Origin of the sequence: Streptomyces sp. NPDC001914, assembly GCF_042891215.1 — a bacterium.
Taxonomy (GTDB): domain Bacteria; phylum Actinomycetota; class Actinomycetes; order Streptomycetales; family Streptomycetaceae; genus Streptomyces.
The window spans coordinates 211,214-235,560 of record NZ_JBIASW010000011.1 but is presented as its reverse complement, the minus strand read 5'-3'; the positions used below and the strand labels follow the sequence as shown (position 1 = coordinate 235,560).

Below are 24,347 nucleotides of genomic sequence, written 5' to 3'. Positions count from 1 at the left end.
GTGTCACGGATGGGAGGGCCTCGTGGTGACGTTCTCCCGGCCGGGCCTTTCGGGGGCGGCCGTGCCGAGGGCGGTACGGACCGTTCCCACCACCCGCTCCGCGGTGAGGCCGTAGTGGTCGACGAGGTGTTCCTGGTTGCCGACCGTGTCGACGAACTGATCCGGCATGCCGAGTCGCAGCACGCGCGTGGGCGCCGCCTCCGACAGTGCCTCGGCCACCGCGCCACCGAGACCGCCGCCGCGCCAGTGCTCCTCCAGCGTGACCACGAGGGAGGCCGGACGGGCGGCGGCCGTCAGCGTCTGCGTGTCGAACGGCCGCAGGGTGTGCATGTTCAGCACGGTGGCCGCGACGCCCTCACCGGCCAGGACGTCCGCCGCGGCGAGGCACGCCAGCACGGGGTAGGGGCCACAGCTCACGAGCACCACGTCGCCGCCGCGCCGCAGCGTCTGCGCCTGCCCGATGACCGGCGGGGGAGCCGGGGGCAGTGCCGGGGTCGGTTTGCGGCCGAGCCGGACGTAGAGCGGTCCGGGCACGTCCGTGCTCTGCTCGACGAACGCCTCCGTGGCGGCGGCGTCGGCGGGCACCACCACGGTCATCCCGGGCAGCACCCGCATCACGGCGAGGTCCTCCAGGGCCTGGTGCGTCGGCCCGAGGTGGCCCGCGGCGAGCCCGCCGTGGGTGGCCATGATGCGGACCGGTAACTGGTTGTAGGCGATGTCGATCTTGATCGCCTCCAGTGCCCGGGAGGTGGCGAAGGCGGCCATGGTGTTGACGAACGGGACCCGCCCGCTCGCCGCCATCCCGGCGGCGATGCCCATCAGGTTGTGCTCGGCGATACCGACGTTGAGGTACTGGTCGCCGGCCGCCTCGGCGTACGCGGCGTCGAACAGACCGGTGTCGGAGTCCAGGCACATCAGCTCGGGACGCCGCAGCAGCAGAGGCAGCAGAACGTCGCGGTACGCCTCCCTCGTCGCGCGGCTCATCCCGCCGCCCCGTCGGCTCGCAGGGCGCGGACCGCCCGCGCGTGGTTGCGCGGGGACAGGGTCACGTAGTGGCTGGCGCCGCGGCCGGCGAGGAACGGCAGCCCGTGGCCCTTGACCGTACGGGCGATCAGCACGCTCGGTCTGCCCGGTTCCCACGGCGCGGAGCCCAGATGCTCCGCCAGTCGCTCCGGGTCGTGGCCGTCCACGTCGCGGACCGCCCAGCCGAAGCTGCGCCAGCGGTCGGCCAGCGGTTCCATCGGCGCGATGCCGTCGGTGGGGCCGGTCAGCTGCAGTCCGTTGCGGTCGACCACCGCGACCAGCCGGTCCAGGCGCAGCGACGCGGCCGCGATGGCCGCCTCCCACACCGAGCCCTCCTGGAGCTCGCCGTCGCCGAGCAGGACGAAGGTGCGCGCGTCACGCCCGGCGTACCGGGCGGCCAGCGCGAACCCGCAGCCCAGCGCGAGTCCGTGGCCGAGCGATCCGGTCGGCATCTCCACACCGGGGACCGCGCGCACCGGATGGCCCATCAGCCGGCTGCCGGGGCGCCCGTATCCGGCGAGTTCCCCGACCGGGAGGAAACCCCGTTCGGCCAGCGTCGCGTAGAGGCCGACGGCGGCGTGCCCCTTGCTGAGCAGGAAACGGTCGCGATCCGGGTCGTCCGGTCGCAGCGGGTCCACGTTCAGGACCGAGAAGTAGAGCGCGGCGAGCACGTCGGCGCAGGAGAACGCGCCGCCGAGGTGGCCGCCTTCGGGCCCCGCGCACATGTCGACGACATGGGCGCGGATGCGCGCGGCGACGGTGTCCAGGGTGTCCCGTTCCATGACCGGGGTGACGGTCATGAGGCCGCCCTCGCGAGCGTGGCCACCATGTCCCTGTTGGCCCACACCTTTTCGAAGGCGTCCGCGTACAGGCCGAGCAGGTCGCCCGCCCCGGGGTGGAGGTGGCGCTTCTGGATGGTCAGGGAGTCGGCGATGACCGCGCGGGTCACCGGGTAGCCCTGGCCCGCGACCGTGCCGCGCGCTCCGGTGACGGCCCACGGGTAGCCCGAGCCGAAGCCGACCCGGTTGACGAACACGTCCTGGTCGGGCAGCGGCATGAGCTGGTACTGCGACATCGGTACGCCCTCGGCGCGCAGCAGCCGCCGCAGCGCCGAGCGCAGCGCCTCGGGGGGCACTCCGTCCAGGCCGAACGCGTCCCGGTCGAACCGGAACCGCAGGATGTGCCAGGCGTGGGTGGTGTCCGGCAGCGCGGTCGGCACCCGCAGGCCGGGCAGTTCCGAGAGCCGGGCGAGGAACGCGGTGACGTTGTGCTGCCGCGCCCGCTCGTACCCGTCGAACCGGGCGAGCTGCGCGTCGGTGAACGCGGCCTGGAGGGCGTTCATCTTGTAGTTCCAGCCCAGGCCGTGGGACACGTACGCGCGCTCGCGGCCGGCCTCGATCACCTCGCCGAACTGCCTGCCGCGGCGCATCGCCCCGGCCAGTTCGGCGTCGCCGGTGACCAGCAGGCCGCCCTCGCCGCAGGTGGGTATGTTCTTGCTGACCTGGAGGCTGAAGGCACCCGCGTCGCCGATCCCGCCGACCGGCCGCCCGTGGTGGGTGGCCCCGGGAGCCTGTGCGGCGTCCTCGATCACCGCGAGGCCGTACTTGCGGGCGATCGCGGTGATCCGGTCCATGTCGGCGGGCGCGCCGTGCAGGTGCACGGGGATGATCGCCCTGGTCCTGGGGGTGATCCGGCGCTCCATGTCGGCCGGGTCCATGTTGAAGGTGACGGGGTCGATGTCGGCGAAGACCGGGACGGCCATCTGGTGCACCGGCGCGAGCCCGGTCGCGATGAAGCTGAACGCGGGGACGATCACCTCGTCGCCCGGTCCGACGCCGAGTGCGGCCAGGGCGAGGGCCAGTGCCGCGGTGCCGTTGGACACCGCGACGCAGTGCTCGAAGCCGAAGTGGCGGGCCCAGTTCTCCTCCAGGCCGGACACCGGATTCATCCCGTCGGTGTCGGACACCAGCCGTGCGCCGTCGAGTGCGTCGAGGACGGCCTTGCGGTCCTCCTCCTCGACCAACGGCCACTGCACACGGCGCCGGTCTTTCGGCACGGCCGCCGTGCCGCCGAACGCTGCCAGCTTGCTCATCACTCTCCACTCCACAGGGCCACGGTCGTCGGTATGTGTGGGTTCACAGCCGCGCCGCCGCCGCTCCGACGGCCGCGACCGCACGCTCGTACGCGCCGCGCAGCACCGTGGCGTGGTGCGCGATGTCGGAGGCGACCGCGCTCGGGTCCTGCAGTCCGTGCGCGCCGGTGAACCGCAGTCCGGTCCACGCGTGCGCGACGGCCTCGACCGCGCGGCCCGCCCCCGCGAGCGCCGGATCGCCCCATGTGTGGCCGCAGCGGCGCAGCAGCTCGCCGTGGAGCGACGCCTGTGCCTGCATGGCCCAGCCGAACGGGTACAGCTCGCGCAGCGCGCCCGCGTCCGCGGCCCGGCACCGGCCGACCAGTTCGGCGGCGAACTCGTCGTATCCAGCCAGGCCGGTACGGGAGGGCCCGGCCGTCGTGAAGCCGTCGACGTCGGTGCGCAGGTAGCCGCCGAGCAGTTCGGGCGTCAGGGGCGGCGGCGGGGCGTCGAGGCGGACGTCGAGACAGCGCCGGCCGATCCGCGAGTCGCTGAAGAACGCGTCCTGGACGTCGGTCGGGTTCGCCGAGTCCCAGCTCAGCAGGAACTTCTCGATCGGGACGGCTCCGCGGAACGCGGGCGGCATCGCGTCCGCGACGTGGACCACCCCGCGGGTCTCGTCCAGGCCGTAGATCACCACCAGGTGCGCGGCGTGCACGTCTCCGTACGCGGGCCGGAACGGCAGGTGGTAGTTGTCCACGGCCGCGACGACCGGACGGTCGGCGGCCAGCGACGCGCGCACCTCCCGCCAGACGTCGTTCTCGTCGGCGGGCCGCCACCAGCGCGCGTGCAGTTCGTGGTGCGGTGCCAGAGCGGCACCGAGGTCGGTGGCACCGGACTCGTCGGGCGGGCAGGGGTAGTAGAACTCCTCGGACCTGACGTCACCCGGCAGGTGCAGGAACCGCCACCCCGCGCCGAGCACGGCCAGCGGGTCGGCGCCCTCCCGTATCAGGAGCGCGCCGAACGTGGAGTGCAGGCAGCTGACGAGGTCGCGGTACCAGAACTCGGGTTCCGGTCCGGTGATCGTGTACGTCCGTGTCGTCACGTCGACGGCCATGTCAGAGCTCCGTCCGCTGGAGGGTGACCGCGAAGACGTGCACGGCGACGTTGCGGGGCAGCAGGACGCCGGTCAGACCGGCCCGCCGGGTGACCGGCACGCGCTGCGCCCACATCACCGCCGGAACACCGCGCTGCACGTGGTGCGGGTAGTGCATGGCGAGGCTCTCGAACGCCTTGACCTCGCCGAACCACGCGGGTGCCGCCCAGAAGTCGGAGACCCTCAGGGCCTCCATGTCGATCGAGCCGTCGGCGAAACTCAGCTCGACCGTGTCCTCGCAGCGCCGTTCGGACGCCGTCAGGATGTGGATCCAGTCGTAGCGGCCCTCGGGTACACGGATGAACTGCCCGGCGCAGCGGACGTTGTCCGGGCCCTCGCAGACGGGAGGGAACTCGAAGGGAACACCGTCCACGTGGACGAGGCTCCTGCCCGCGGGAAGGTACTCGGCGGCGAACGAGTTCCTCCAGACGTTGAATGCGCCCGCTTCGGTCTCCGTCGCCGCGGAGATGGCCGTGTTGTTGCGATGGCCGGAAATGTCGACCGGTTCACACAGCCTTGTTCTGGCATTGGCAGAGGACACCGGAACGCTGGTCAAGGGACCCACCTCACTGAAAACCGCCCTATATTCCGAATCTAGCCCGGTCGTTCAAACTTTTTGTCCGCACCACGACTACCTTGAATGCCCGAATCGCCGTCCCGCGCACCCGCCGGGTAATCATGTCGACTATTCCGGTCGGCACCGTCACGGCCGGAGCGCGACGGCGCGCAGCTTCTCGTAGTACGGCAGGTGGTAGTCGCGGTAGGCCCGGAGGGCCGGGTCCGCCTCGACCGCCTCGGCCGCCGCGGCTGCGCCCCTCCCGCCGCGTGCGAAGCCGGCGGTCTCGCTGGTCGACCTGTGCCACTCGCTGGTCGAGCGCCATTCCGGCCGCATGCTCGGCTCCCAGCTCAGCGCGTCCGGGAGGAAGGGGATGCCCACGGCGGAGCAGTACGCCCGCACGGTCTCGGCCGGCCGGTCGAGCAGGTCGTCGGAGTCGATCACGACCGGCGTGCTGCCGGTGGCGGCCTGCACGGCGGTGAAGATCTCGTACAGCCGGGAGAAGCCGATCTCGTCGCGGCCGAGGTCCGGGTTGAGCGCGTGGTGCGACGCGATGGCCTCGGCCGGGTGGCGGATGATGAACGTGTGCGTGGCTGCCGCGAGGAAGCCCTCGTCGGCGAGCAGGGCCGGGTAGTGGAAGTCCGTGGTGTCCTTGAAGAACACCGGCTTCCGTGCCGCGATGGCGCCCAGCGCCGCGAGGACGTCCCGCTCCGAGCGCGCGACCCGGTCGCCGACCTCCACCTCGCCGAAGTCGACCACGCGGGAGAACGGCTCGTGCACGACGACGCGGTCGTCCCGCTCCGTCATCATCCGCGCGAACGCCGTCGAGCGGCAGCGCGGCGCGCTCCACAGGGCGAGCACCGGGATCCGCTCCGGTGTGTTTCCCACGTTTCCCCCTCTTCTCTGGCGCCGCACGGCTCCCGCCGGCGGAATGCGCGCAGTGATCTATTGCGGCAGGTATTGGAATCCGATCAAGAGTGGCACGGGCGTACCCGGAACCGGGTAAGCAGAATTCGCCGCGGTGGGGGAGAAAAGTCAACGTGGCGCGTCGTCGCGCATGAACTTGCCGCGGACGCGCACCGTGCCGGTGCCCCATAGTTTCCTTTTCGCGAGGCAGACCATTCATGCCGTCCGATCTGTCAGTGGTTCTAATGCGGAGGTCACGTGCCAGGGACACCAGAGCGCCTAGGTGACTGCAGGATCGCCGTACTCGCCAGCAGGGTCGGCGCCGACGAGAAGAGGCTGTTCGACGCATTCGACCGGCGCGGGGTCCCCTTCGAGCAGGTCGACACGCGCAGACAGTGGTTCCTGGCCGGCGGGCGTGACCTGCCCTGGGATCTCGCGCTGAACCGGGAGATCGGCCAGGTGCGCGCGGCGTACGCGGCCCGCTGCCTCGCCGCGGCGGGTGTCGAGGTGGTCAACAGCGCGGACGCGACCGAGGTGTGCGGCGACAAGTGGCGCTCCACGGTGGCCCTGGAGGCGGCCGGGGTGCCGACACCGCGCACCGTGCTCGGTCTCACCCCGCAGGCCACGCTGGCCGCCCTGGACTCCCTCGGCTATCCGGCGCTGATCAAACCGCTGGTCGGCTCGTGGGGCCGGCTGGTGGTCCGGCTGCCCGACCGTGCCGGGGCTGAGAGCGTCCTCGAGTACGCCGGCGCGCTGCCCGGTCCGCAGTCGCACCTCGGGTACGTGCAGGAGCTGATCGACAAACCCGACCGGGACATCAGGGTGATCGTGGTCGGCGGCCGCGTGCTGGGCGCCGTCTACCGGACCGGCGAGGACCTGCGCACCAACGTGGCCCTCGGCGGGCGGACCCTGCCGTGCGAGGTGACTCCGGAGATCGCCGAGCTCTCCCTCGCCGCGGCCGCCGCGGTCGGCGCCGACATCGCCGGCGTCGATCTGATCGAGGACCGCGACGGCAGGCTGCTGGTTCTGGAGGTCAATCACCGGGTCGAGTTCACCGGTTTCCAGTCCGCACTCGGCGACCGGGTCGACGTCGCGGACCACATCGTCGGCCACCTACTGGAACGAGCGCAACGATGAACTGGGCGTTCACTTCGTCGGGCAACGTCACCGAGACGTACGCCGCCGGGCTGCTGCGCGAGATGCTGGAGATCCCCTCCTCGTCCTACCAGGAGCGCGCGCTGGCCCACTACCTGGCCGTGGCGATGGCGGACCTGGGCTTCCAGACGCACATCGACGCCGTGGGCAACGTGATCGGCGTGATCGAACGCGGCGCGGGCCCGACCCTGATGCTCCTGGGCCACATGGACACCGTCCCGGGCCAGTTCCCGGTCCGCTCCGAGGACGGCAGGCTCTACGGGCGCGGCGCGGTGGACGCCAAGGGACCGCTCGCGGCGATGATCTGTGCCGCGGCCGGCGCGGTGGACTTCCCCGGCCGGATCGTGGTGATCGGCGTCGTCGAGGAGGAGACCCCGCGCTCGCGTGGCGCGATGGCGATCCGGGCCACCCACGACCGGCCCGACGCGCTGATCATCGGCGAACCGAGCGGCTGGTCGAGCGTGGTGCTCGGCTACAAGGGCAAGCTGGACCTGCGCTACACCGTCAGGGTTCCCGCCACCCACCCGAGCAACCCGGTGCCGAAGGCGTCCGAACTGGCCGTCGCCTGCTGGGACGCGCTGGTCGACCTGCTCGGTCCGGACGCCGGCCACGGCGCCTTCGACCGGCCGGGCGCGACGCTGTCCCGCCTCAACGGCGATCTGACCAAGGCGAGCGCCGACCTCAGTGTCCGTGTCCCGCCGGGATTCGACGTCGGCGGCCTGGTGCGCGCGCTGCGCGAGCGGCTGCCCGCCGGTCACCTCGAAGTGCTGAACTCGGTGGCTGCCTGCCGGGTGGGCCGGGCCGACCCGACGGTCCGCGCGCTGGTGTCCGGCATCCGGCGGCTGCACGCCCAGCCGCGCCTGGTGGTGAAGACGGCCACCTCGGACATGAACACCCTGGCCGAGGTCTGGGACGTCCCGATGGCGACCTACGGTCCGGGCGACAGCGGCCTCGACCACGCCGACGACGAGCACATCGTGTTGTCGGACTACCTGCGGGGCATCGACGTGCTGACCGTGGCGATCTCGGAGCTGGCGCACCTGCCCGCCAACCAGGGCGGCCGGGTCGGCGAGGCACTGCAGTCCGTGAGGAGTCTTCGGTGACCGACATGACCCGGCGTCTGGCCGCGCTGCCCGAGGAGCGCCGCGCGCGGTTCCTCGCGGGGCTGAGGGAACAGACGCGGGCCGCGGCACGGCGTGGCCCGACCCCCCGCGGTGACACGGGGCCCGTACCGCTGACGCACGAGCAGGAGACCCTCCGGTTCCTCGACGGCCCGGCGCCGGACGGCTCCGTCCCCGGGACACCGCTGTGCCTGCGCCTGCGGGGCGCTCTGGACCCGCGCGCCCTGCGCTCGGCGCTGGCCGGGGTCGTGGCCCGGCACGACGCGCTGCGGACCCAGATCGTGGAGCGCGAGGGCGCCGCGATGCAGGTGGTCCTGCCCGAGGTCCGGGTCGAACTGCCGCTGATCGAGGTCGAGGGCGCCGGGCACGAGCAGCGGCTCGCCGCCGCACGGGCACTGGTGGAGAGCCGCGGCGGGACACCGTACGACCTGACCCGGACGCCGGTGTGGCGCGCGCTGCTCGTCCGGGTGGAGCCGGACGACCACCTCTTCCTGCTCGACGTACCCGGCATCGTGTGCGACGCCCGGTCGCGGACCGTGCTGATGGCCGAACTGGCCGAGTTCTACCGGTCGTTGCGTGACGGCGACGCACCGCGGCTGCCCGGTCCCGTCGTGCAGTACCCGGACTACGCGGTGTGGCAGCGCGGCCGGAGCGGCGGCCGCGGCCAGGACGAGGCGGCCGCGTACTGGCGGGACAGGCTCGCGGGCGCCGAGGTGCTGGAGTTCCCGACCGACCGGCCCCACGGCGAGACACGCACCTTCGCGGGCGACACCGCCGTCTTCTCCGTCGGGCACCAAGGACTGGAGCGGGCCGAGGAGTTGGCCCGGCAGGAGGGCGTGAGCCCGTCCGACGTCGCGCTCGCCGCGTTCTTCGTCCTGCTGCACCGCTACTCCGGCCTGGACGACCTGGTGATCGGCTCGCCGGACGCGAACCGGCGGCACGAGGCCCTGTCGTCGGTGGTCGGACTCCTCACCGGCATGAGGGTGCTGCGCGCGGACCTCTCCGGCGACCCGACCTTCCGCGAACTGGTCCGGCGGGTCGGGCGGGTGTCGGCCGAGGCGTACGAGCACGGCGCACTGCCGTTCGGCAGGCTGGTCGACGCCGTGGAGCCGGTCCTCGACCCGTCGCGCGCACCGCTCTTCCAGATCGTGTTCGGCGTGGACGAGGCGGCCGGCGCGACCGGCCTGCCCGGCATCGCCACCTCGCACGAGACCGTCCGGACCGGCGTCTCCCGGTTCGACATGACCTGGAACCTGTCGGAGCGGACGGCCCCCGGAGCCGACGCACGCCTCCGCGTCGAGTTCGACACCGGCCTGTTCGACACCGAGAGCGTCGCCCGGTTCGCCCGGCACTACGACGCACTGCTCGGCACCCTGACCTCCGCCCCGGACGCCCCGGTGTCCGCCGCCGGGATGCTGAGCCCCGCCGACAGGGAGTTCCTGGCCGAGGCCGGCCGGGGACCCGTGCGGCCGATACGCGAATCCACCGTCGTGCGGGAGTTCGAGGAGCGCGTACGGGAGTCTCCGGACGGCGTGGCCGTCGTGGTCGCGGGCGTCGAGACCGGATACGCGGAACTCAACGCCCGCGCGAACCGGCTCGCCGCGCTGCTGCGCGAGCGCGGTGTCGGGGCGGGCGCGCGGGTCGGCCTGTGTCTGCGCAGGAACGTGGACCTGCCGGCCGCGATCCTCGCGGTGCTCAAGACCGGCGCGGCCTATGTGCCGCTCGACACGACGCACCCCCCGGCGCGGGTCGCGGAGATCGCCGCCGACGCCGGTGTGTGCGCGGTGATCGCGCACGCTTGGGCCGCGACGGCCGTGAGCGAGGTCGACGCGCCCGTCGTGACGCTGGACGAGGTCCGCGGGGAACTGGCGGCGATGCCCGACCACGATCCTCCGCTCGCGGCGGAGCCCGGCGACGTCGCGTACGTCATCTACACCTCCGGCAGCACCGGCAAGCCCAAGGGCGTGCTGCTGGAGCACCGCAGCGTGGTCAACTTCATCGACTCCACGCGGGACCTGTTCGGCCTGACCCCGGCCGACCGGGTGCTCGGGTTCGCCTCGGTGACCTTCGACGTCTCCGTGTTCGAGACGTTCTCGGCGCTGCTGACCGGAGCACGCCTGTGCCTGGCGACGGAGGACGAGCGGCTGTCCGTCGACCGGCTCCAGTCGCTGATGGAACGGGCCGGCGTCACCGTCATCGACCTGCCCCCGACCGTGATGCCGCTGCTGGCGCCCGAGAAGTTCACCGACCTGCGGATCGCGTTCGTCGGCGGGGAGGCGTTCAGCGGTGAGCTGGTGAACCGGTGGAACCCCGGCCGGCGGCTGTTCAACGGCTACGGGCCGACCGAGTGCACGGTCACGGTGATCGTCGAGGAGTGCCCGGGCACCTGGGACGCCTCACCGCCCATCGGCCTGCCCATGACCAACCACGTGGCCCACGTGCTCGACCGCGACCTGCGGCAGGTGCCGGTCGGGGTGCCGGGCGAGCTGGTGATCGGAGGCGCCGGGCTGGCGCGCGGCTACCTCAACCGGGACGAGCTGACCGCGGAGAAGTTCATCGCCGACCCGTTCGGCACCGCGCCCGGCGGACGGCTGTACCGGACCGGGGACCTGGTGAAGCGGCTCGCGGACGGGCGCCTCGTCTTCCTCGGCCGCATCGACCAGCAGGTCAAGATCCGCGGTCTGCGGATCGAACTGGGCGAGGTGGAGTCGGCGTTGACCGGCTTCGCCGCGATGGGGCCGGTCAGCGTGCAGGCGTGGACCGACGACAACGGGGACAAGCACCTGGTCGCCCATCTGACCGGGGTCACCGAGGAGCAGGTGCCGGCGGTGCGCGAGCATCTGGGCGCGATCCTGCCCTCGTACATGATCCCGTCGTACTTCGTGGTGCTCGACGAGCTTCCGCTCACCAGCAGCGGCAAGGTCGACCGGCGCAGGCTGCCCGCGCCGGACCTGAGCCGTACGCGCGAGGGGTACGACGACGGGGCGCTCACCGCGACGGAACGCGGGCTGCTGCGCGACGTGCTCGCCCCCCTGCTGCGCGACGACCGGCTCGGTGTGCACGACGACTTCTTCCTGTCGGGCGGCAACAGCCTCCAGGCCGTTCAGCTGATGTCCGCGATCAACCGCAGGTTCGGGGTGGAGATCACGCTCGGCGACTTCTTCGTCTCGCCCACCGTCGCCCACCTGGCCGCCGCCGTCGACGCCGCGCACGCCGCGCGGCGCGCCGGCGAAGGCGATCCCCTCGGCGCGCTGGAGAGCCTGTCCGGTCCCGAAGCCGCCCGGACCGGTGCCCCGGACGACGACCGGGCGCCGGTGGTGATGCGCGCGTCGGGCCCGGCGCGGGTGATCCTGCTGCACCCCTCGGGCGGTGAGCTGTTCTGCTACATGCCGCTCGCCAGGGCACTGTCCGGGTCCATCGGCGTGACCGGTTTCGCCGCGGACCCGCGTGACGCCCTGGTGGCTCCGCGGGAGGCGATGGAGGCGACCGCCGCCAGGATCGCGGGGTCCCTCATCGGCTCCGGCCTGCCGGAGTCGTGCTGTCTGGCCGGCTGGTCGTACGGCGGCGTGCTCGCCTTCGAGGTCGCCCGGCAGATCGAGCGGAAGACCGGGGAAGCGCCGCCGGTGGTCCTGCTGGACGCCGACTACGCCGAGGACTCCGTCGCTCTCGACGAGCCGACGGTCAGGCAGCGGTTCGTCCACGACGTCGCCAGGCTGACGGGACGCGACGGAGCGGCGGTGCGCGCGGTCCTCGACGACCCGGCGGCCGGCACGGCCGACGTCGGAACGACACTGACCGGCCTCGGTGTCGAACTCGGTCTCCCTGAAGCCGAGTTGGCCGCACGCTTCGCGACCTTCCGGTCCGCCGCCCTGTCCCTGGAGGCGTACCGCCCCCCGGGCCCGTACGGCGGACCGGTGACCGTGCTCACCGCCTCGCCCCACCGTGCCGCGGAAGAGCGGTGGCGGACGGTGTGCACGGGCCCGTTCCGGGCCGAGAACGTGCCAGGAGACCACTACACCCTTTTCACGGAACCGGTGTTGAGCCGGGTCGTCGCGGCGATCGAAGCGACGCTGGCCTCTTGAGGAGACGTACATGCGGTTCGGATTCACCGAGGAACAGCAACGGTTCCGGGCGGACGTGCGCCGGACACTGCTCTCCGCCGAGGTGCGCGCCGCGGCGGCGGAGGCCACCGGCGCGGACGGTGTCGAGCCGGACGGGCGCCCGCTCTACCGCCTGCTCGGAGAGCTGGGACTGCTCGCCGTGCACTGGCCCGTCGCATTCGGCGGAGAAGGCCGCCCGCCGACCGACGCCGCCATCGTCGCCGAGGAACTGGTGCGCGCGGGCGTGCCGGACACGTTCCACGTCAACACCATCCAGATCGTCGGCCAGTTCCTGCTGATGGCGGGCAGCGACGAGCAGAAGCGCCGGTACCTGCCCGCGCTGGCCCGCGGCGAGAGTTTCGCGTCGGTGCTCTACACCGAACCGGACGCGGGATCGGACCTCGGCGCGCTGCGGGCCGTGGCCGAACCGGACGGCGACGGCTACCGGATCACCGGCACGAAGGTGTTCAGCCTCAAGACACGGTTCGTCGACCTCGGGCTGTGCGCGGCCCGTACGACGGCGGGCGGCGGGAAGTACCAGGGAATCAGTCTGTTCCTGGTCGACCTGCGCGCCCCCGGTGTGACGGTGTCGGTGATCCCCGGCATCGGCGACGAGCACTTCCACCGGGTGGACCTCGACGCGGTCCGGGTGGAGGGCGACGACCTGCTCGGTCCCCGCGACGAGGGGTGGCCGCTGCTCAACGAGGCACTGGCCATCGAACGCACCGGTCTCGACTACCACCTCAAGGCGGAGCGCTGGCTGGAGGCCGCGCTGGACGCGCTGATCGACGGCGCCCCCGACTCCCCGCACGACGACCGCCTGGAGCAGATCGGCCGCTGGGACGGCGCGCTGAGCGCCGGTCACGTCCTGGCCTGGGAGGTCCTCACCGGCCTGGCCGCCGACCAGGTCGATCCGGTCTCCGCGGCTGTCGCCAAGTACCACACCAGCGAACTCGCCCGGAGCGTCGCCGAGTGGGCCGCCGCGGTCCCAAGCCCCGAGCAGCGGGCGAGGCGCACCGGGGCGTCCGTGACCCTCGACTCCGCCCACCGGGAGGCGCCGGGGCTCACGCTGTCGGCGGGGACCTCCGAGGTGATGCTCCAGATCATGGCCGCCGCGTTCGACTCCATCGGACAGGAAGAACACTGACATGGACCTCACCCCCGATCCGCTCGCCGTCCAGCTGCGCAGGGCGTTGCGCGCGGGCCTCGCCGGCGTCCCCGCCCGGACCGGGCTGCACGGCGCGCCGGTGACCGACGGAGCCTTTGGCCCGACCCGGGCGGTGCTGGACGCGCTGGGCGCGGCCGACTTCGAACGGCCGGCCTCCGCCGGCGGTCTCGGCCTCGGGCTGACGGCCGGGGTGCTCGTCGGCGAGGAGCTGGGCCGCGCGGCCCGCGGCAACTCCTACCGGGCCGACGCGATGGCCGCCTCCCTGGGCGGTCCGGCCGGCGGGGCCCTGGCCGGGCTGGAGGCGCTGCCGGCCGGCACCGGTCTCACCGCGGCCCCGAGGGCGGGCGGCTGGGAGCTGACCGGCACGGTCACGGTCGACGACGCGGGCCCGGGAACGCTTCTGGTGGCCGTCAGGATGGGCGACGAGGCGGTGCTCATCGCGGTGCCGCGCGACGCGGCCGGCGTCCGCGTGGAGGCCGGCACCTGGCCGCCGGCCGCCCGGTTCGAGGCCACGTCGGTGACCGCGGCGGACGTGGTCGGGACGCTGGACGACTCGCCCACCGGTCCGCTCGCGCGGGCGCGGCTGCGGCAGGCCGCCTACCTCCTGGGCATCGCGGACGGAGCGCACCGGGTCGCGGTGGGATACGCCGGTTTCCGGCGGCAGTCCGGCACCCTGCTGCGTGATCTGCCCGCGGTCTCGTTCCCGCTGGCTCGGGCCATGGTGGCGTTGCGCGCGACCCGGGCGGCGGTGTACCGGGGGGCCTGGCTGGTGGACCACGAGCCGGAGGCGGTCGGCACCGCGCCGGTGGCGGCGCTGGCGATGGCCGCCGAGACCGCGCGCGACGTGGTGCGGCTGAGCATGCAGAGCTGCGGAGTGCGCGCGATGACGGCGGAACTGGGGCTGCACCGGTACTTCCGGCTGGCCGCGGCCGAGTCCGGGCGGTACGGCGATCCCGCCGCGCTGTGGCGGACGGTCGGCGCGGAGCGCATGCGAACGGCCAGGCGCGCCGCGGCCGGCAGGGAGCTTCCGGTCGGGGCGACGGCCTGGCCGTGAGGGGTCAGCTGGCGCGCAGACCCACCGGCGACGCGACCCGCAGGTCGCCGAGGGGCTGCCCGGCCGAGTGGATGAGCCCGGTCCGGTAGGCGAGGGACACGAGCTCGGCACGGTCGCGGACACCGAGCTTGGTGCGGACCCGGTACAGATGGGTGCGGACCGTGGCCTCGCCGATGATCAGCTCCCGGGCGACCTCCTCGGTGGACATGCCCTGCGCCACCATCCGGGTCACCTCCCGCTCCCGCGGCGTCAGTTCGGTCACCTCCGGGCACAGCACGGCCTCCTGGGGCTCCGGCTGCGCACGGAACCAGGTGACCAGGCGCTGCGCGATGTTCGGCGCGAGCATGGTCTGGCCGGCGGCCGCCGCCTGGATCGCGCTGATCAGCTCCTGCGGGCTCGCGTCCTTGCCGAGCAGACAGCTCACGCCGGTGTGCAGCACGTCGCTCACCGTCTTGTCGGTGTCGGACGCGGTGAACACGACGACGTTGGGCGGCTCGTCCTCCTTGCCGAGTCTGCGGATCAGCTCGAGTCCGGAGATCGTCTGGAGGCTCAGATCCGTGACCACGACATCGGGCTGCGTGGTGCGCACGAGAACGATGGCTTCCATGCCGTTCGGGGTCGTCCCGATCACGTCGATGTCCGGCACCGCGTCGAGGAGGGTTCTGAGACCGTCCGCGATGACGGGCAGCTGGTCACAGATGAGTACCCGAATGGTCATTACGTGCCCCCTCGATAAGGACTAGGCAGAGCCTCACTGTCATGAACGGGATCGCGGCGCGCGGATGGCGCGAGGCTCACGCTCGTCCGGGTGCCGGACCGGTGGGCCGCAACCGCCGGTTGCGGCCCACCGGCTCAGCCGTTGCCGTTGTTGTCCGCGACCGCGGCGGTGCCCGCCACGGTGGCGGAGGCGACAGTGCGCTGCTGGACCGTCTGCGCGCCGGCCTCGGAGGAGGCCGTGAGTCCCGCCAGCAGCGTGCCGAGGGCGAGGGCGGCGGTGGCGGCGGCGACAGGGGCGAAGCGCATGAGTGAACTCCTCTGGGAAGGAAGACCTTTTCGACGCCGCTGATATTTCCGCTCCGCGCTCCCCGTCCGTTCCCCTCTGGGCACCCCCCCGATCCCCACCTCATGAGCCGCCCGCCGTGCGGGACTCACCGGGCGTTCTCCGGCACGTTCATCAGGGAGAACAGGTCACCCGCCGCCGTGCGGTGCTGCTCGGCCACGTGCGTACGCCCCTGGGCCTCGGCGGTGCGGGCGAGGCCCCACAGGGCGCACGCCTCGTCGTAGCGCAACTCCATGCGGCAGGCGATCTCATGGGCCAGAAGCTGCTGGGCCTGTGCGGTGTCCAGGTCGTGCTGCGCGTACATCACGCGGCCCACCGAGAGGTGCACGGTGGCACGGTGGATGTCGTCGGTGCTGCTGGTGGCCTTGGTGAGGGCGTGGCCGGCACTGTCCGCCGCCTCCTCCAGCTCACCCAGGCGCACCAGCACGTCGGCTCTGCGGGCGAGCACCAGCGGCAGCACGGACGGCATGTTCATGCGCTGGCAGCGCTCCAGAGCCGCGTCGGCGCGGGCGAGCGCCTCCTCGAAGCGGCCCAGCCCCTCCATCGCCTGGGAGAGGTTGCTGAGCGCGTCCACGGAGAGCTGGATCTCCTTGATCGAGTCGAAGATGAGCACGGCCCGCTCCGCCGACTGCGCCGCCTCCTCGAACTGCCCGAGCCGCACCTGGATCAGGCTCAGCGTGCTCAGCGACGAGCCGTCGAGCCGGGTGAAGCCGAGTTCCTGAGCGCACGCGTTGGCCTCCTGGCACAGCCGCAGCGCGCGTTCCAGGTCGCCCATGCTGTTGTAGGCCTGTCCCAGCCGGGCCCGGCACTCCGCCTCGCTCTGCACGTCCTCCATCAGCTGCGACAGCTCGACGGCTTCCTCCAGCCGGGCGACGGCCTCGCGCAACTGCCCCAGCCGCCACTTGCCCATGGCCAGGTTCATCAGGTTCAGCCGGGTCAGGGAGCGGTCCCCGAGCTGCTGCGAGGCGCTGACCCCCTTCTCCAGCGCGATGTTGGCGCTGGCGTCGTAGCCGCGGATGCTGGAGTGGAAGCCCAGCTCACGCGGCAGCCGCGCGGCGTGCCACAGCAGTCCTCCGTCGTAGGCGGTGTCCACCGCCGCCAGCAGACTGTCGCGGTGCTGGTCGAGCCACTGGAGCGCCTTGTCCTTGTGGTCGAACTCGGTGCCCGCCCGGCCCGTCTCCTCGTGGTTGCCGAAACGGCGCCGCCCGGGGAACAGCGCGTCGCACGCGGCTTCCGCCGTGTTCAGGTAGTGGTCCAGCAGCCGCCGTACCGCCTGCCCGTCCTCGGGCTCCCGCTGATCCTGGGCGACCCGCTGCACGAAGCTGCGCACGAGGTCGTGGAGCGCGTAGACGCCCGGTTCCCTGGCCTCCAGCAGCCGTACGTCGACCAGTTCCTCCAGTACGTCCTCGGCCGTCAGGACGTCGGTGTCCAGCAGAGCGGCGGCTTCCTCGGTGTCCAGGTAGCGGCCGGGGTGGTGTCCCAGAAGCCTGAAGGCCGTGCGCTGGCCCGGGGGCATGGACTGGTACGACAGCAGCAGGGCGCCCGCGACGCCCCGGCCCTCGCTGGTGAGTTCGTCCAGCCGCCGGTCGTGGTCGCGCAGCCGCTCGACGAGCCGCTGGACGGTCCAGTACGGACGGTTCGCCAGCCGGGCGGCGGCGATCCTGAGCGCCAGCGGGAGCCCTCCGCACAGCCGCAGCAGCTCGCGGGCCGCGTCCGGTTCCCTCTCGACGCGTTCGACCCCGAGGGTGTTGCGCAGCAGCTGATGGCTGTCCAGTTCCGGAAGGGCGCCCACGGAGAGCCATTCGGCTCCGTCCAGTCCGGTCAGCCGCGGGCGGCTGGTGATCAGGACGAGGCTGTCGGAGGACGCGGGGATCAGCGCCCGCACCTGCTCGGAGGCGGCCGCGTTGTCCAGGACCAGCACCATGCGACGGCCGCGCATGTACGACTGCCATCGCGCGGCGCGTCCCGCCGGCACCGTGGGTATCTCCTCGCTGGGGATGCCGGCGGCGGCGAGCAGGTCTCCCTGCGCGTGGAACACGCTGAGCGGGGTCTGGCCCGGGGTGAAGCCGTGCAGGTCGATGAAGAGACTGCCGTTCGGGTACTGCTCGGCCAGTTGGTGGGCGGCGCGGATGGCCAGGGCCGTCTTGCCGCCGCCGCCCATGCCGTCGAGGGCCAGGACCGTCGGTGACCCCTCCGGGGCGCGTCGGGCCGCGTCGCAGATCCCGCGCAGCTCGGAGCTGCGGCCCGAGAAGTCGGGCACGTCGAACGGCAGCGCGTGCGGGACCTTGGCCACCTGCTGCGGGACGCGGGGCGCGGCGCGTCCGGGACGGGCGAGCGACGGGTCCTGGCGCAGGATGCGCTCGTGCAGCCCGGTCAGCTCCACGCCGGGGTCGATGCCGAGTTCGTCCGCGAGATGGTCGCGCACACGGGTGAACTCATCCAGCGCGGCGGCCTGTTGGCCCGAGTGGTAGAGGGCGAGCATCAGGCGGCTGCGCAGCGTCTCGCGCAGGGGGTGCTCGTCCACGAGGAGCCGCAGCTCGCCCGTGATCTCGGCGGCCTCGCCCGCGTCGATGCACAGTTCGTAGAGCTGTTCGGCGGCGGTGAGCCGCTGTTCCTCCAGCGCCGTCGACGCGGCGTCGACCACACGGCCGCCGGAACCCGCCAGCACCGGTCCGCGCCACAGCGCCAGCGCTTCACGCAACTGCGCGGCGGCCTGCTGTGCTTCCCCCGAGTCCAGTGACTCCCTGGCTTGCCGTAACAGCTTCTGGTGCCGCAGCAGGTCGAGTTGACCCGCGTCGACCACGGCGCGGTAGCCGGGCCCGTCGGTGACGATGATCTCCGGTCCCCCCGGAATGCGGCCGCGCAGCTTGGCCACCGTCTTGCGCACCTGGTGCTCGGCGCTGTCCGGCGGGTCCTCGTCCCAGGCGGCCATCACCAGCCGGGAGACGGGTACCACCCGCCCGGCTTCGAGAAGCAGCGCCACGAGGACACGTCGTTGCAGATCCCCTGTGACGGGTATGAGAACGCTGCCTCTGCGGACCTCCAGAGAGCCCAGGACGACGAATTCCGTTGGAGGGCTTATGTCCTCTTCGTCCTCTTTCGATGTCACGGTCCGCACCCTGACCTCCCCCGTCAGTGATGAGAATGGAACGCACCTCCACGCGAGAGTAGATCATTCCGTGCCGAAACCACACTAGGCATGTTCATTTCATGTACCTTCTCCTCACCTTCACGGGACTCCTGGGAGAGGTGTGACCACGCCTCGGAGGCGGGGCGCGGCCGTCCGGTGCCCGTCATCGGTCGTCGGGCCGGATGTAGGTGACGAGATCCCGTCGCGCCCGGGCGATCCGCTCACGGGTGAGTTCCGGTGTGTCGGCCTCCACGGCCACGTAGGCGCGCCGGGCGCGCGGGTCGCCGACGGGGGCGATCAAGTCCCCGGCGGTGTACGGGAAGCGGGCTCCGCGGACCCATGGGGTGACGGCTATCTCCTCCATGCCGGTGTACGTCTCCAGCCGCCCCCCGGGCAGCAGGAAGAAGCCGACCTCCGCGTACCGGGAAGCGCTCGGCACGACGGGGGCGGTGCCCCCGAGGCCCGAGAAGACCGCCGTCTCCAGATCGAAGCCGCGGGCCGTCTCGACGAGCAGGGGAATGCGGTCGGCGCCCAGGTGCGCCCGGCACGACACGATCCGCGGCCCGTCGGGCAGCAGCGCCACCTGGGTGTGGGCCGGACCGAAGCGGTAGCCGCTCGCCGCCAGCCGCTCCTCGACCGCCGCCTCGATGATCTTCTGTTCGTTGTCGGTCAGCGGTGCCGGATGGAGGTGGCCCGTCACGAGGAAGTGCGGCGGCCCCGAGGTGCGTTGGGCCGTCATCCCCACGACGTGGTGGGTCCCGTCCACGGTCAGTGTCTCGACGCTGACTCTCGGGACCTCGGCGGGGACCTGGTCGTCCCCTTCGTGGACCTGGAGCTGCTCGTACACCGCCGGCGGGTTCGGGGACAGGCCCAGCCGCCACGCCTCGCGGACCACCGGCAGGACGGAGCCGCCGTGTCCGCAGTGCAGGACGGTGTCGATGTCATGGCGCCGGGCGGTCCGCGCGACGGTCTCGCGCAGGCCGCTCTCGTCGGTGAAGTCGGTGAGCAGCAGCTCCTCGGAGACGGCGTCGAAGTGCGGCGCGAAGTCGGCCTCGAGCTGCGAGGGATCCCACAGCGACCAGATACGGAACCCCAACTCGGCTCCCTTCTGCACGAGTTGGTGGCTCGGCATCACCAGGAGCAGTCTGGACTGCGGGCTTCTCGGCGAGTGTGCACACATACAGGTCACTATGTAATGCGGTCTTCCCGCTTTGGTCCCGTTCCCTTCCCTTCCCCGCCGGGCGCCCACTGCCGCCGGCCTCGTGCGGTGGTCGTCCCCGCGGGTCTCCGCGCCCCGGTCGAGAGTGCCCCGGACGGGGCCGCAGGCGGGTAAGCGAGATGCGCAGCCCTGGTGGCGAGAAGTCGGCGCCGTGCGTACCCGCACCTCAACCGGTCGCGGACGCCGGGGAGTTCACGCTTCCGTAGCGTCCGTCGTACCCCTCGTGAGACCTCCCGAGTACCAATTCGTCGCGCATGTGCGCCGTGCTGCCTTTCGCTGCGGACTTCTCGCTGAAACAGGTGTACTTCTGTGCTCGAAAACTGGGTAGTCGAACCCGTCCGTCTTCCGCTCATCCGCCGTCGCTGCCATGTGTGCGCGTCCGACACCTTCCGGACGAGCGGCAAATTCCGTGTCAACGCGAATCACAAGCTCATCGACGTCTGGCTTCTCGCGCTGTGCACCGGTTGCGGGGAGACCACGAAGCTCACGGTGATGGAGCGGGCGCACGTGCGCTCGGTGCGGCCGCGGACGCTGGATCGCGCGCACGACAACGACCCCTCCCTGGCGGCCGAGTTGCTGGAGGAGTCGGCCCTGCTGCGCCGCAATCGCGTAGCCCTCGACTGGGAGGGCGCCTGGCGCCTCGACACCGGCGGATCGGATCACCTGGACCGTGAGGTGATCGATGTCTCGGTCCGCTTCGCGGCGCGGATCCCCGTCCGGCCGGTGCGGCTGATCGCCGAGGGCTGCGGTCTGTCGCGGGCCGAGGTCGAGCGACTGCTCGCGGACGGGAAGCTCGTCTCGGCGGTCCGGCTCGGCGGCAGGCTCTCCGGCGACTTCACCTTCACGCTCAAACGCTGAGCCGTCCCCGTCCCCGCCTCCGGGGCGTGGCCGGGACGTCCCCGCGGCCGGCGCGGAGCGAGGGCATCCGGGGTCCGCTCGGATCGGCCGGAATGTCGGTCGTGCGAGGGACACTGCGGGCATGGGTGAATCAGGCCATGCGGGGTGAACGGTTCTTCCACAGGGTGTGGACGTACGTGCGCGGTGCGCCGGGTACGTACGTCTGGCTGACGATTCTCTTCATCACCACCGTGGCCCTGCACCACATGTCCCCGGATTTCGAAGAGGACTTCCTGCGGCAGCGCTCGACGAACATCCACGAGCTGTCGAGCAATCCGGTACGGGTGCTGTTCGCGAGCGCGATGTGGATCGACGGCGGTCACTGGCTGCCGTACGCCGCCCTCTACACCCTCTTCCAGGCGCCCGCCGAACGCTGGCTCGGAACCGCTCGCTGGCTCGCGGTCAACGCCGCGGCTCACGTCCTGTCGACGCTGGTCAGCGAGGGTGCCCTGCTCTGGGCGATCAACCGCGACCTGGCGCCGCACTCCGCGGTCGACACCCTCGACGTCGGGGTCAGCTACGCCCTGGCGGGGGTGGTCGGCGTGCTCACCTACCGGATCGCGGCGCCCTGGCGGTACGCGTATCTGCTGGCCGTCCTGGCGGCGTACGGAATTCCCTTCATGATGGAAAGGACCTTCACCGATCTCGGGCATTTCACCTCCGTTCTCGTCGGGCTGGCCTGTTATCCGCTGACCAGAGGGCGCGGAAAAGCATGGAATCCGAAGGAGACAGCCGGTACTCGCCGGAGTTAACGTCCCGCCATGAGCAGCTCGGCGAGCAGGGTCGTGAACGGTGGCATCTCCTTCTGGTACGCGGACGACGGTCTGCCCGCGCCCCGTGAGCCGCTGCCCGGCGACGCGAGTGCCGACGTCGTCGTGGTCGGCGGCGGCTACACGGGACTGTGGACCGCGTACTACCTGAAGAAGGCGGCCCCCTCCCTGCGCGTCACCGTCCTGGAGCAGAAGTTCTGCGGCTACGGCGCCTCGGGGCGCAACGGCGGCTGGCTCTACAACGGCATCGCGGGCCGCGACCGGTACGCGGAGCTGCACGGCAAGGAGGCGGCCGTACGCCTCCAGCAGGCCATGAACGACACCGTGGACGAGGTCGTCCGGGTGGCCGCCGACGAGGGCATCGACGCCGACATCCACCAGGGCGGCGTCCTGGAGGTGGCGTACACGCCCGCCCAGCTCGCGCGGCTGAAGTCCTTCCACGCGCACGAGCTGACCTTCGGGGAGAAGGACCGCGAGCTGTACGGGGCGAAGGAGACCGCCGAACGGATCCGCGTCGCCGACGCGGTGGGCTCGACCTGGACCCCGCACGGGGCCCGGCTGCACCCGGTGAAGCTGGTCAAGGGCCTTGCCGCGGCCGTCGAGGCCCTCGGGGTGACCATCCACGAGCAGACCCCGGTGACCGAGATCCGCCCGCGGCACGCGGTGACCCCGTACGGCACCGTCCGCGCCCCCTACGTCCTGCGCTGCACCGAGGGCTTCACCGCGAACCTCAAGGGCCAGAAGCGGACCTGGCTGCCGATGAACTCCTCCATGATCGCGACGGAGCCGCTGACGGACGCCCAGTGGGCGGAGATCGGCTGGGAGGGCCGCGAGACGCTCGGCGACATGGCCCACGCGTACATGTACGCCCAGCGCACCGCCGACGGCCGCATCGCGCTCGGCGGCCGCGGTGTCCCGTACCGCTTCGGCTCGCGCACCGACAACGACGGCCGCACCCAGCAGTCCACCGTCGACGCCCTGTACGGGATCCTCGTCCGCCTCTTCCCGTCGCTGACCGGCGTCCAGGTCTCCCACGCCTGGTCGGGCGTCCTGGGCGTCCCGCGCGACTGGTGCGCCACCGTCACCCTGGACCGCTCGACGGGCCTCGGCTGGGCCGGCGGCTACGTCGGCTCCGGTGTCGCCACCACCAACCTCGCCGCCCGCACCCTGCGCGACCTCGTGCGGCAGGACTCGGGAGAGGCGGGCGGGACCGAGCTGACCGCCCTGCCCTGGGTCGGCCACGAGGTCCGCAAGTGGGAACCGGAGCCCTTCCGCTGGATCGGCGTCCACGGCATGTACGCGACCTACCGCACGGCCGACCGCCGCGAACGGACCACCCACAGCCCGGAGTCCTCCCGGCTGGCCCGGATCGCCGACCGGGTGGCGGGCCGCCACTGACCCCCGGCGCCGGCCCACCGGCCCCGGCGTCAGCCCACGGACTCCGGGACCGCCGCGCCCGTCGGCGCGTGCCGGGGGGCCTTGGCGGTCACCATGAGGCCCGCGACCAGCCCGGCCAGGAGCATGATGCCCGCGGCCCACCAGATGGCCACGGTGTAGCCGTGGACGGTGCCCTCCCGGACGACCAGCGCCTTCTGCGCCGGATCGCGGAGATGGGCGGCGATGTAGGCGGTGCTGCTGGTGGTGGCGATGGTGTTCAGCAGCGCCGTGCCGATGGAACCGCCGACCTGCTGCGAGGTGTTGACCGTCGCCGAGGTCACGCCCGCGTCCTGCGGGGCGACCCCCGCGGTGGCGGTGGCGAAGACCGGCATGAAGGTCAGACCCATGCCCAGGCCCAGCAGGAGCAGACCGGGCAGCAGTTCGCCCGCGTAGTCGGAGTCGACGGTGAGCTGGGTGAAGAACAGCATGCCGCCGGCGGCCAGGATCATGCCCGGGACCATCAGCATGCGCGGGGCCACGCGGGGCAGCAGCCGCGCCGAGATCTGCGTCGAGCCGATGATGATGGCGACGGTCAGCGGCAGGAAGGCCAGGCCCGTCTTCAGCGGCGAGTACCTGAGGACGACCTGGAGGTAGTAGGTCATGAACAGGAACACGCCGAACATGCCGATGACGGCGAGCCCCATCGTCAGGAAGCAGCCCGCGCGGTTGCGGTCCTTGACGATGTGCAGCGGCAGGAGCGGGCTCGGCGCCCTGCTCTGCCACCACACGAACACCACCAGCAGGGCCACGCCGCCCGCGAGGAGGCCCAGCACCAGCGGGTCCGTCCAGCCGCGCGGCTCCGCCTCGCTGAACCCGTAGACGATCGCCACCAGCCCGCCGCAGCCCAGCACCGCGCCGGGCACGTCCAGCCGGACGTTCTTGTGGCCGGGCCGGTCGCGCAGCAGCCCGAACGCGCCGAAGACGGCGACGACGGCGATGGGGATGTTGACGTACAGACACCAGCGCCAGTCCAGGTACTCCGTCAGCAGGCCGCCCACGATGAAGCCGATCGCCGCGCCCGAGCCCGCCAGCGCCCCGTAGATGCCGAACGCCTTGCCGCGTTCCTTCGGGTCGGTGAAGGTCGTGGTCAGCAGGGACAGCGCCGAGGGCGCGAGCAGGGCGGCGAAGGCGCCCTGGAGGGCGCGGGCGCCGAACAGCATGCCGGACGTGGTGGCCGCGCCGCCGAGACCGGACGCCAGCGCGAAGCCGATCAGCCCGATGACGAAGGTGCGTTTGCGTCCCACCAGGTCGGCGACGCGGCCGCCGAGCAGCAGCAGCCCGCCGAAGGCAAGCGTGTAGGCCGTGATGACCCACTGCCGGTTGCCGTCGGAGATGCCGAGATCGCGTTGAGCGGACGGAAGCGCGATGTTCACGATCGTCGCGTCCAGCACCACCATGAGCTGGGCGAGCGCGATGATCACCAGCGCCCACCAGCGATGCGGGTCGGGACCCACGGGTGCTTCTGGTTCACCTGTCCGGGTGACACTCATTCGCTCAGAAGACCATGAAACGGAATGAGCCGCA

General features: G+C 72.1%; 19 protein-coding genes. 8 read left to right on the top strand and 11 right to left on the bottom strand.

What is annotated here, in order from left to right:
- Positions 1-3: 3 nt before the first annotated feature.
- The 6 genes from ACFYYF_RS28915 to ACFYYF_RS28890 all read right to left on the bottom strand — a co-directional run bounded on the left by ACFYYF_RS28915 (position 4) and on the right by ACFYYF_RS28890 (position 5,694).
- Entirely contained in the window at positions 4-984 is a 981-nt protein-coding gene (locus ACFYYF_RS28915) for a transketolase family protein (RefSeq protein ID WP_388780478.1), read from the bottom strand.
- A complete protein-coding gene (locus ACFYYF_RS28910; protein WP_388780477.1) occupies positions 981-1,823 on the bottom strand; it encodes a transketolase in 843 nt (280 codons plus the stop codon). Before ACFYYF_RS28910 ends, ACFYYF_RS28915 begins: the two co-directional genes overlap by 4 nt.
- Positions 1,820-3,115, bottom strand: coding sequence for a DegT/DnrJ/EryC1/StrS family aminotransferase (locus ACFYYF_RS28905; RefSeq protein WP_388780476.1), 1,296 nt, complete (start codon positions 3,113-3,115; stop codon positions 1,820-1,822). The genes ACFYYF_RS28910 and ACFYYF_RS28905 overlap by 4 nt, the downstream gene beginning before the upstream one ends.
- 43 nt (positions 3,116-3,158) lie before the next feature.
- A complete protein-coding gene (locus tag ACFYYF_RS28900) occupies positions 3,159-4,211 on the bottom strand; it encodes a BtrH N-terminal domain-containing protein (protein ID WP_388780475.1) in 1,053 nt (350 codons plus the stop codon).
- A 1-nt stretch (position 4,212) separates the two neighbouring features.
- Positions 4,213-4,623 (bottom strand): hypothetical protein, encoded by a 411-nt coding sequence (locus tag ACFYYF_RS28895; protein ID WP_388780474.1) that lies wholly within the window; start codon positions 4,621-4,623, stop codon positions 4,213-4,215.
- 330 nt (positions 4,624-4,953) lie between these two features.
- A complete protein-coding gene (locus ACFYYF_RS28890) occupies positions 4,954-5,694 on the bottom strand; it encodes a sulfotransferase family protein (RefSeq protein WP_388780473.1) in 741 nt (246 codons plus the stop codon).
- A 276-nt stretch (positions 5,695-5,970) separates the two neighbouring features.
- On the opposite strand from ACFYYF_RS28890, the gene ACFYYF_RS28885 reads away from it, so the two are divergent.
- The 5 genes from ACFYYF_RS28885 to ACFYYF_RS28865 are packed head-to-tail and all read left to right on the top strand — an operon-like array spanning position 5,971 to position 14,310.
- Positions 5,971-6,849, top strand: a complete 879-nt coding sequence (locus tag ACFYYF_RS28885) for a RimK family alpha-L-glutamate ligase (RefSeq protein WP_361678775.1) — start codon at positions 5,971-5,973, stop codon at positions 6,847-6,849.
- Positions 6,846-7,970 (top strand): M20/M25/M40 family metallo-hydrolase, encoded by a 1,125-nt coding sequence (locus ACFYYF_RS28880; protein ID WP_361678772.1) that lies wholly within the window; start codon positions 6,846-6,848, stop codon positions 7,968-7,970. The genes ACFYYF_RS28885 and ACFYYF_RS28880 overlap by 4 nt, the downstream gene beginning before the upstream one ends.
- A 5-nt stretch (positions 7,971-7,975) precedes the next feature.
- Positions 7,976-12,070 carry an amino acid adenylation domain-containing protein gene (locus ACFYYF_RS28875; protein WP_388780524.1) on the top strand — a complete coding sequence of 1,365 codons (4,095 nt, stop codon included), beginning with the start codon at positions 7,976-7,978 and terminating at the stop codon, positions 12,068-12,070.
- A gap of 10 nt (positions 12,071-12,080) precedes the next feature.
- Positions 12,081-13,235 carry an acyl-CoA dehydrogenase family protein gene (locus ACFYYF_RS28870; protein WP_388780472.1) on the top strand — a complete coding sequence of 385 codons (1,155 nt, stop codon included), beginning with the start codon at positions 12,081-12,083 and terminating at the stop codon, positions 13,233-13,235.
- 1 nt (position 13,236) lies between these two features.
- Positions 13,237-14,310, top strand: coding sequence for an acyl-CoA dehydrogenase family protein (locus tag ACFYYF_RS28865; RefSeq protein WP_388780471.1), 1,074 nt, complete (start codon positions 13,237-13,239; stop codon positions 14,308-14,310).
- Positions 14,311-14,314: 4 nt separating this feature from the next.
- Here ACFYYF_RS28865 and ACFYYF_RS28860 read toward each other — a convergent pair whose 3' ends face one another.
- The 4 genes from ACFYYF_RS28860 to ACFYYF_RS28845 all read right to left on the bottom strand — a co-directional run bounded on the left by ACFYYF_RS28860 (position 14,315) and on the right by ACFYYF_RS28845 (position 19,680).
- Positions 14,315-15,028, bottom strand: a complete 714-nt coding sequence (locus ACFYYF_RS28860) for a response regulator transcription factor (protein ID WP_361678763.1) — start codon at positions 15,026-15,028, stop codon at positions 14,315-14,317.
- Between the two features lie 134 nt (positions 15,029-15,162).
- Positions 15,163-15,333, bottom strand: a complete 171-nt coding sequence (locus ACFYYF_RS28855; protein WP_388780470.1) for a hypothetical protein — start codon at positions 15,331-15,333, stop codon at positions 15,163-15,165.
- A 125-nt stretch (positions 15,334-15,458) separates the two neighbouring features.
- Positions 15,459-18,479 carry a BTAD domain-containing putative transcriptional regulator gene (locus ACFYYF_RS28850; protein ID WP_388780469.1) on the bottom strand — a complete coding sequence of 1,007 codons (3,021 nt, stop codon included), beginning with the start codon at positions 18,477-18,479 and terminating at the stop codon, positions 15,459-15,461.
- A gap of 184 nt (positions 18,480-18,663) precedes the next feature.
- Positions 18,664-19,680 (bottom strand): phosphoribosylglycinamide synthetase, encoded by a 1,017-nt coding sequence (locus tag ACFYYF_RS28845; RefSeq protein WP_388780468.1) that lies wholly within the window; start codon positions 19,678-19,680, stop codon positions 18,664-18,666.
- A 348-nt stretch (positions 19,681-20,028) separates the two neighbouring features.
- On the opposite strand from ACFYYF_RS28845, the gene ACFYYF_RS28840 reads away from it, so the two are divergent.
- From ACFYYF_RS28840 to ACFYYF_RS28830, 3 genes are all read left to right on the top strand, one after another.
- Positions 20,029-20,577 carry a DUF1062 domain-containing protein gene (locus tag ACFYYF_RS28840; RefSeq protein WP_388780467.1) on the top strand — a complete coding sequence of 183 codons (549 nt, stop codon included), beginning with the start codon at positions 20,029-20,031 and terminating at the stop codon, positions 20,575-20,577.
- Positions 20,578-20,714: 137 nt separating this feature from the next.
- Positions 20,715-21,368, top strand: coding sequence for a rhomboid-like protein (locus ACFYYF_RS28835; protein WP_388780523.1), 654 nt, complete (start codon positions 20,715-20,717; stop codon positions 21,366-21,368).
- A 9-nt stretch (positions 21,369-21,377) separates the two neighbouring features.
- Positions 21,378-22,784 (top strand): NAD(P)/FAD-dependent oxidoreductase, encoded by a 1,407-nt coding sequence (locus ACFYYF_RS28830; RefSeq protein WP_388780466.1) that lies wholly within the window; start codon positions 21,378-21,380, stop codon positions 22,782-22,784.
- 29 nt (positions 22,785-22,813) lie between these two features.
- Here ACFYYF_RS28830 and ACFYYF_RS28825 read toward each other — a convergent pair whose 3' ends face one another.
- A complete protein-coding gene (locus tag ACFYYF_RS28825) occupies positions 22,814-24,313 on the bottom strand; it encodes an MFS transporter (protein WP_365489470.1) in 1,500 nt (499 codons plus the stop codon).
- Between the last annotated feature and the right edge of the window lie 34 nt (positions 24,314-24,347).

What these genes read in the sequence shown, in the direction of transcription:
- ACFYYF_RS28915 (WP_388780478.1), bottom strand. Translation starts at nt 984, where the DNA reads ATGAGCCGCGCGACGAGGGAGGCGTACCGCGACGTTCTGCTGCCTCTG.
- ACFYYF_RS28910 (WP_388780477.1), bottom strand. Translation starts at nt 1,823, where the DNA reads ATGACCGTCACCCCGGTCATGGAACGGGACACCCTGGACACCGTCGCC.
- ACFYYF_RS28905 (WP_388780476.1), bottom strand. Translation starts at nt 3,115, where the DNA reads ATGAGCAAGCTGGCAGCGTTCGGCGGCACGGCGGCCGTGCCGAAAGAC.
- ACFYYF_RS28900 (WP_388780475.1), bottom strand. Translation starts at nt 4,211, where the DNA reads ATGGCCGTCGACGTGACGACACGGACGTACACGATCACCGGACCGGAA.
- ACFYYF_RS28880 (WP_361678772.1), top strand. Translation starts at nt 6,846, where the DNA reads ATGAACTGGGCGTTCACTTCGTCGGGCAACGTCACCGAGACGTACGCC.
- ACFYYF_RS28875 (WP_388780524.1), top strand. Translation starts at nt 7,976, where the DNA reads ATGACCCGGCGTCTGGCCGCGCTGCCCGAGGAGCGCCGCGCGCGGTTC.
- ACFYYF_RS28870 (WP_388780472.1), top strand. Translation starts at nt 12,081, where the DNA reads ATGCGGTTCGGATTCACCGAGGAACAGCAACGGTTCCGGGCGGACGTG.
- ACFYYF_RS28865 (WP_388780471.1), top strand. Translation starts at nt 13,237, where the DNA reads ATGGACCTCACCCCCGATCCGCTCGCCGTCCAGCTGCGCAGGGCGTTG.
- ACFYYF_RS28860 (WP_361678763.1), bottom strand. Translation starts at nt 15,028, where the DNA reads ATGACCATTCGGGTACTCATCTGTGACCAGCTGCCCGTCATCGCGGAC.
- ACFYYF_RS28855 (WP_388780470.1), bottom strand. Translation starts at nt 15,333, where the DNA reads ATGCGCTTCGCCCCTGTCGCCGCCGCCACCGCCGCCCTCGCCCTCGGC.
- ACFYYF_RS28845 (WP_388780468.1), bottom strand. Translation starts at nt 19,680, where the DNA reads ATGTGTGCACACTCGCCGAGAAGCCCGCAGTCCAGACTGCTCCTGGTG.
- ACFYYF_RS28835 (WP_388780523.1), top strand. Translation starts at nt 20,715, where the DNA reads ATGCGGGGTGAACGGTTCTTCCACAGGGTGTGGACGTACGTGCGCGGT.
- ACFYYF_RS28830 (WP_388780466.1), top strand. Translation starts at nt 21,378, where the DNA reads ATGAGCAGCTCGGCGAGCAGGGTCGTGAACGGTGGCATCTCCTTCTGG.
- ACFYYF_RS28825 (WP_365489470.1), bottom strand. Translation starts at nt 24,313, where the DNA reads ATGAGTGTCACCCGGACAGGTGAACCAGAAGCACCCGTGGGTCCCGAC.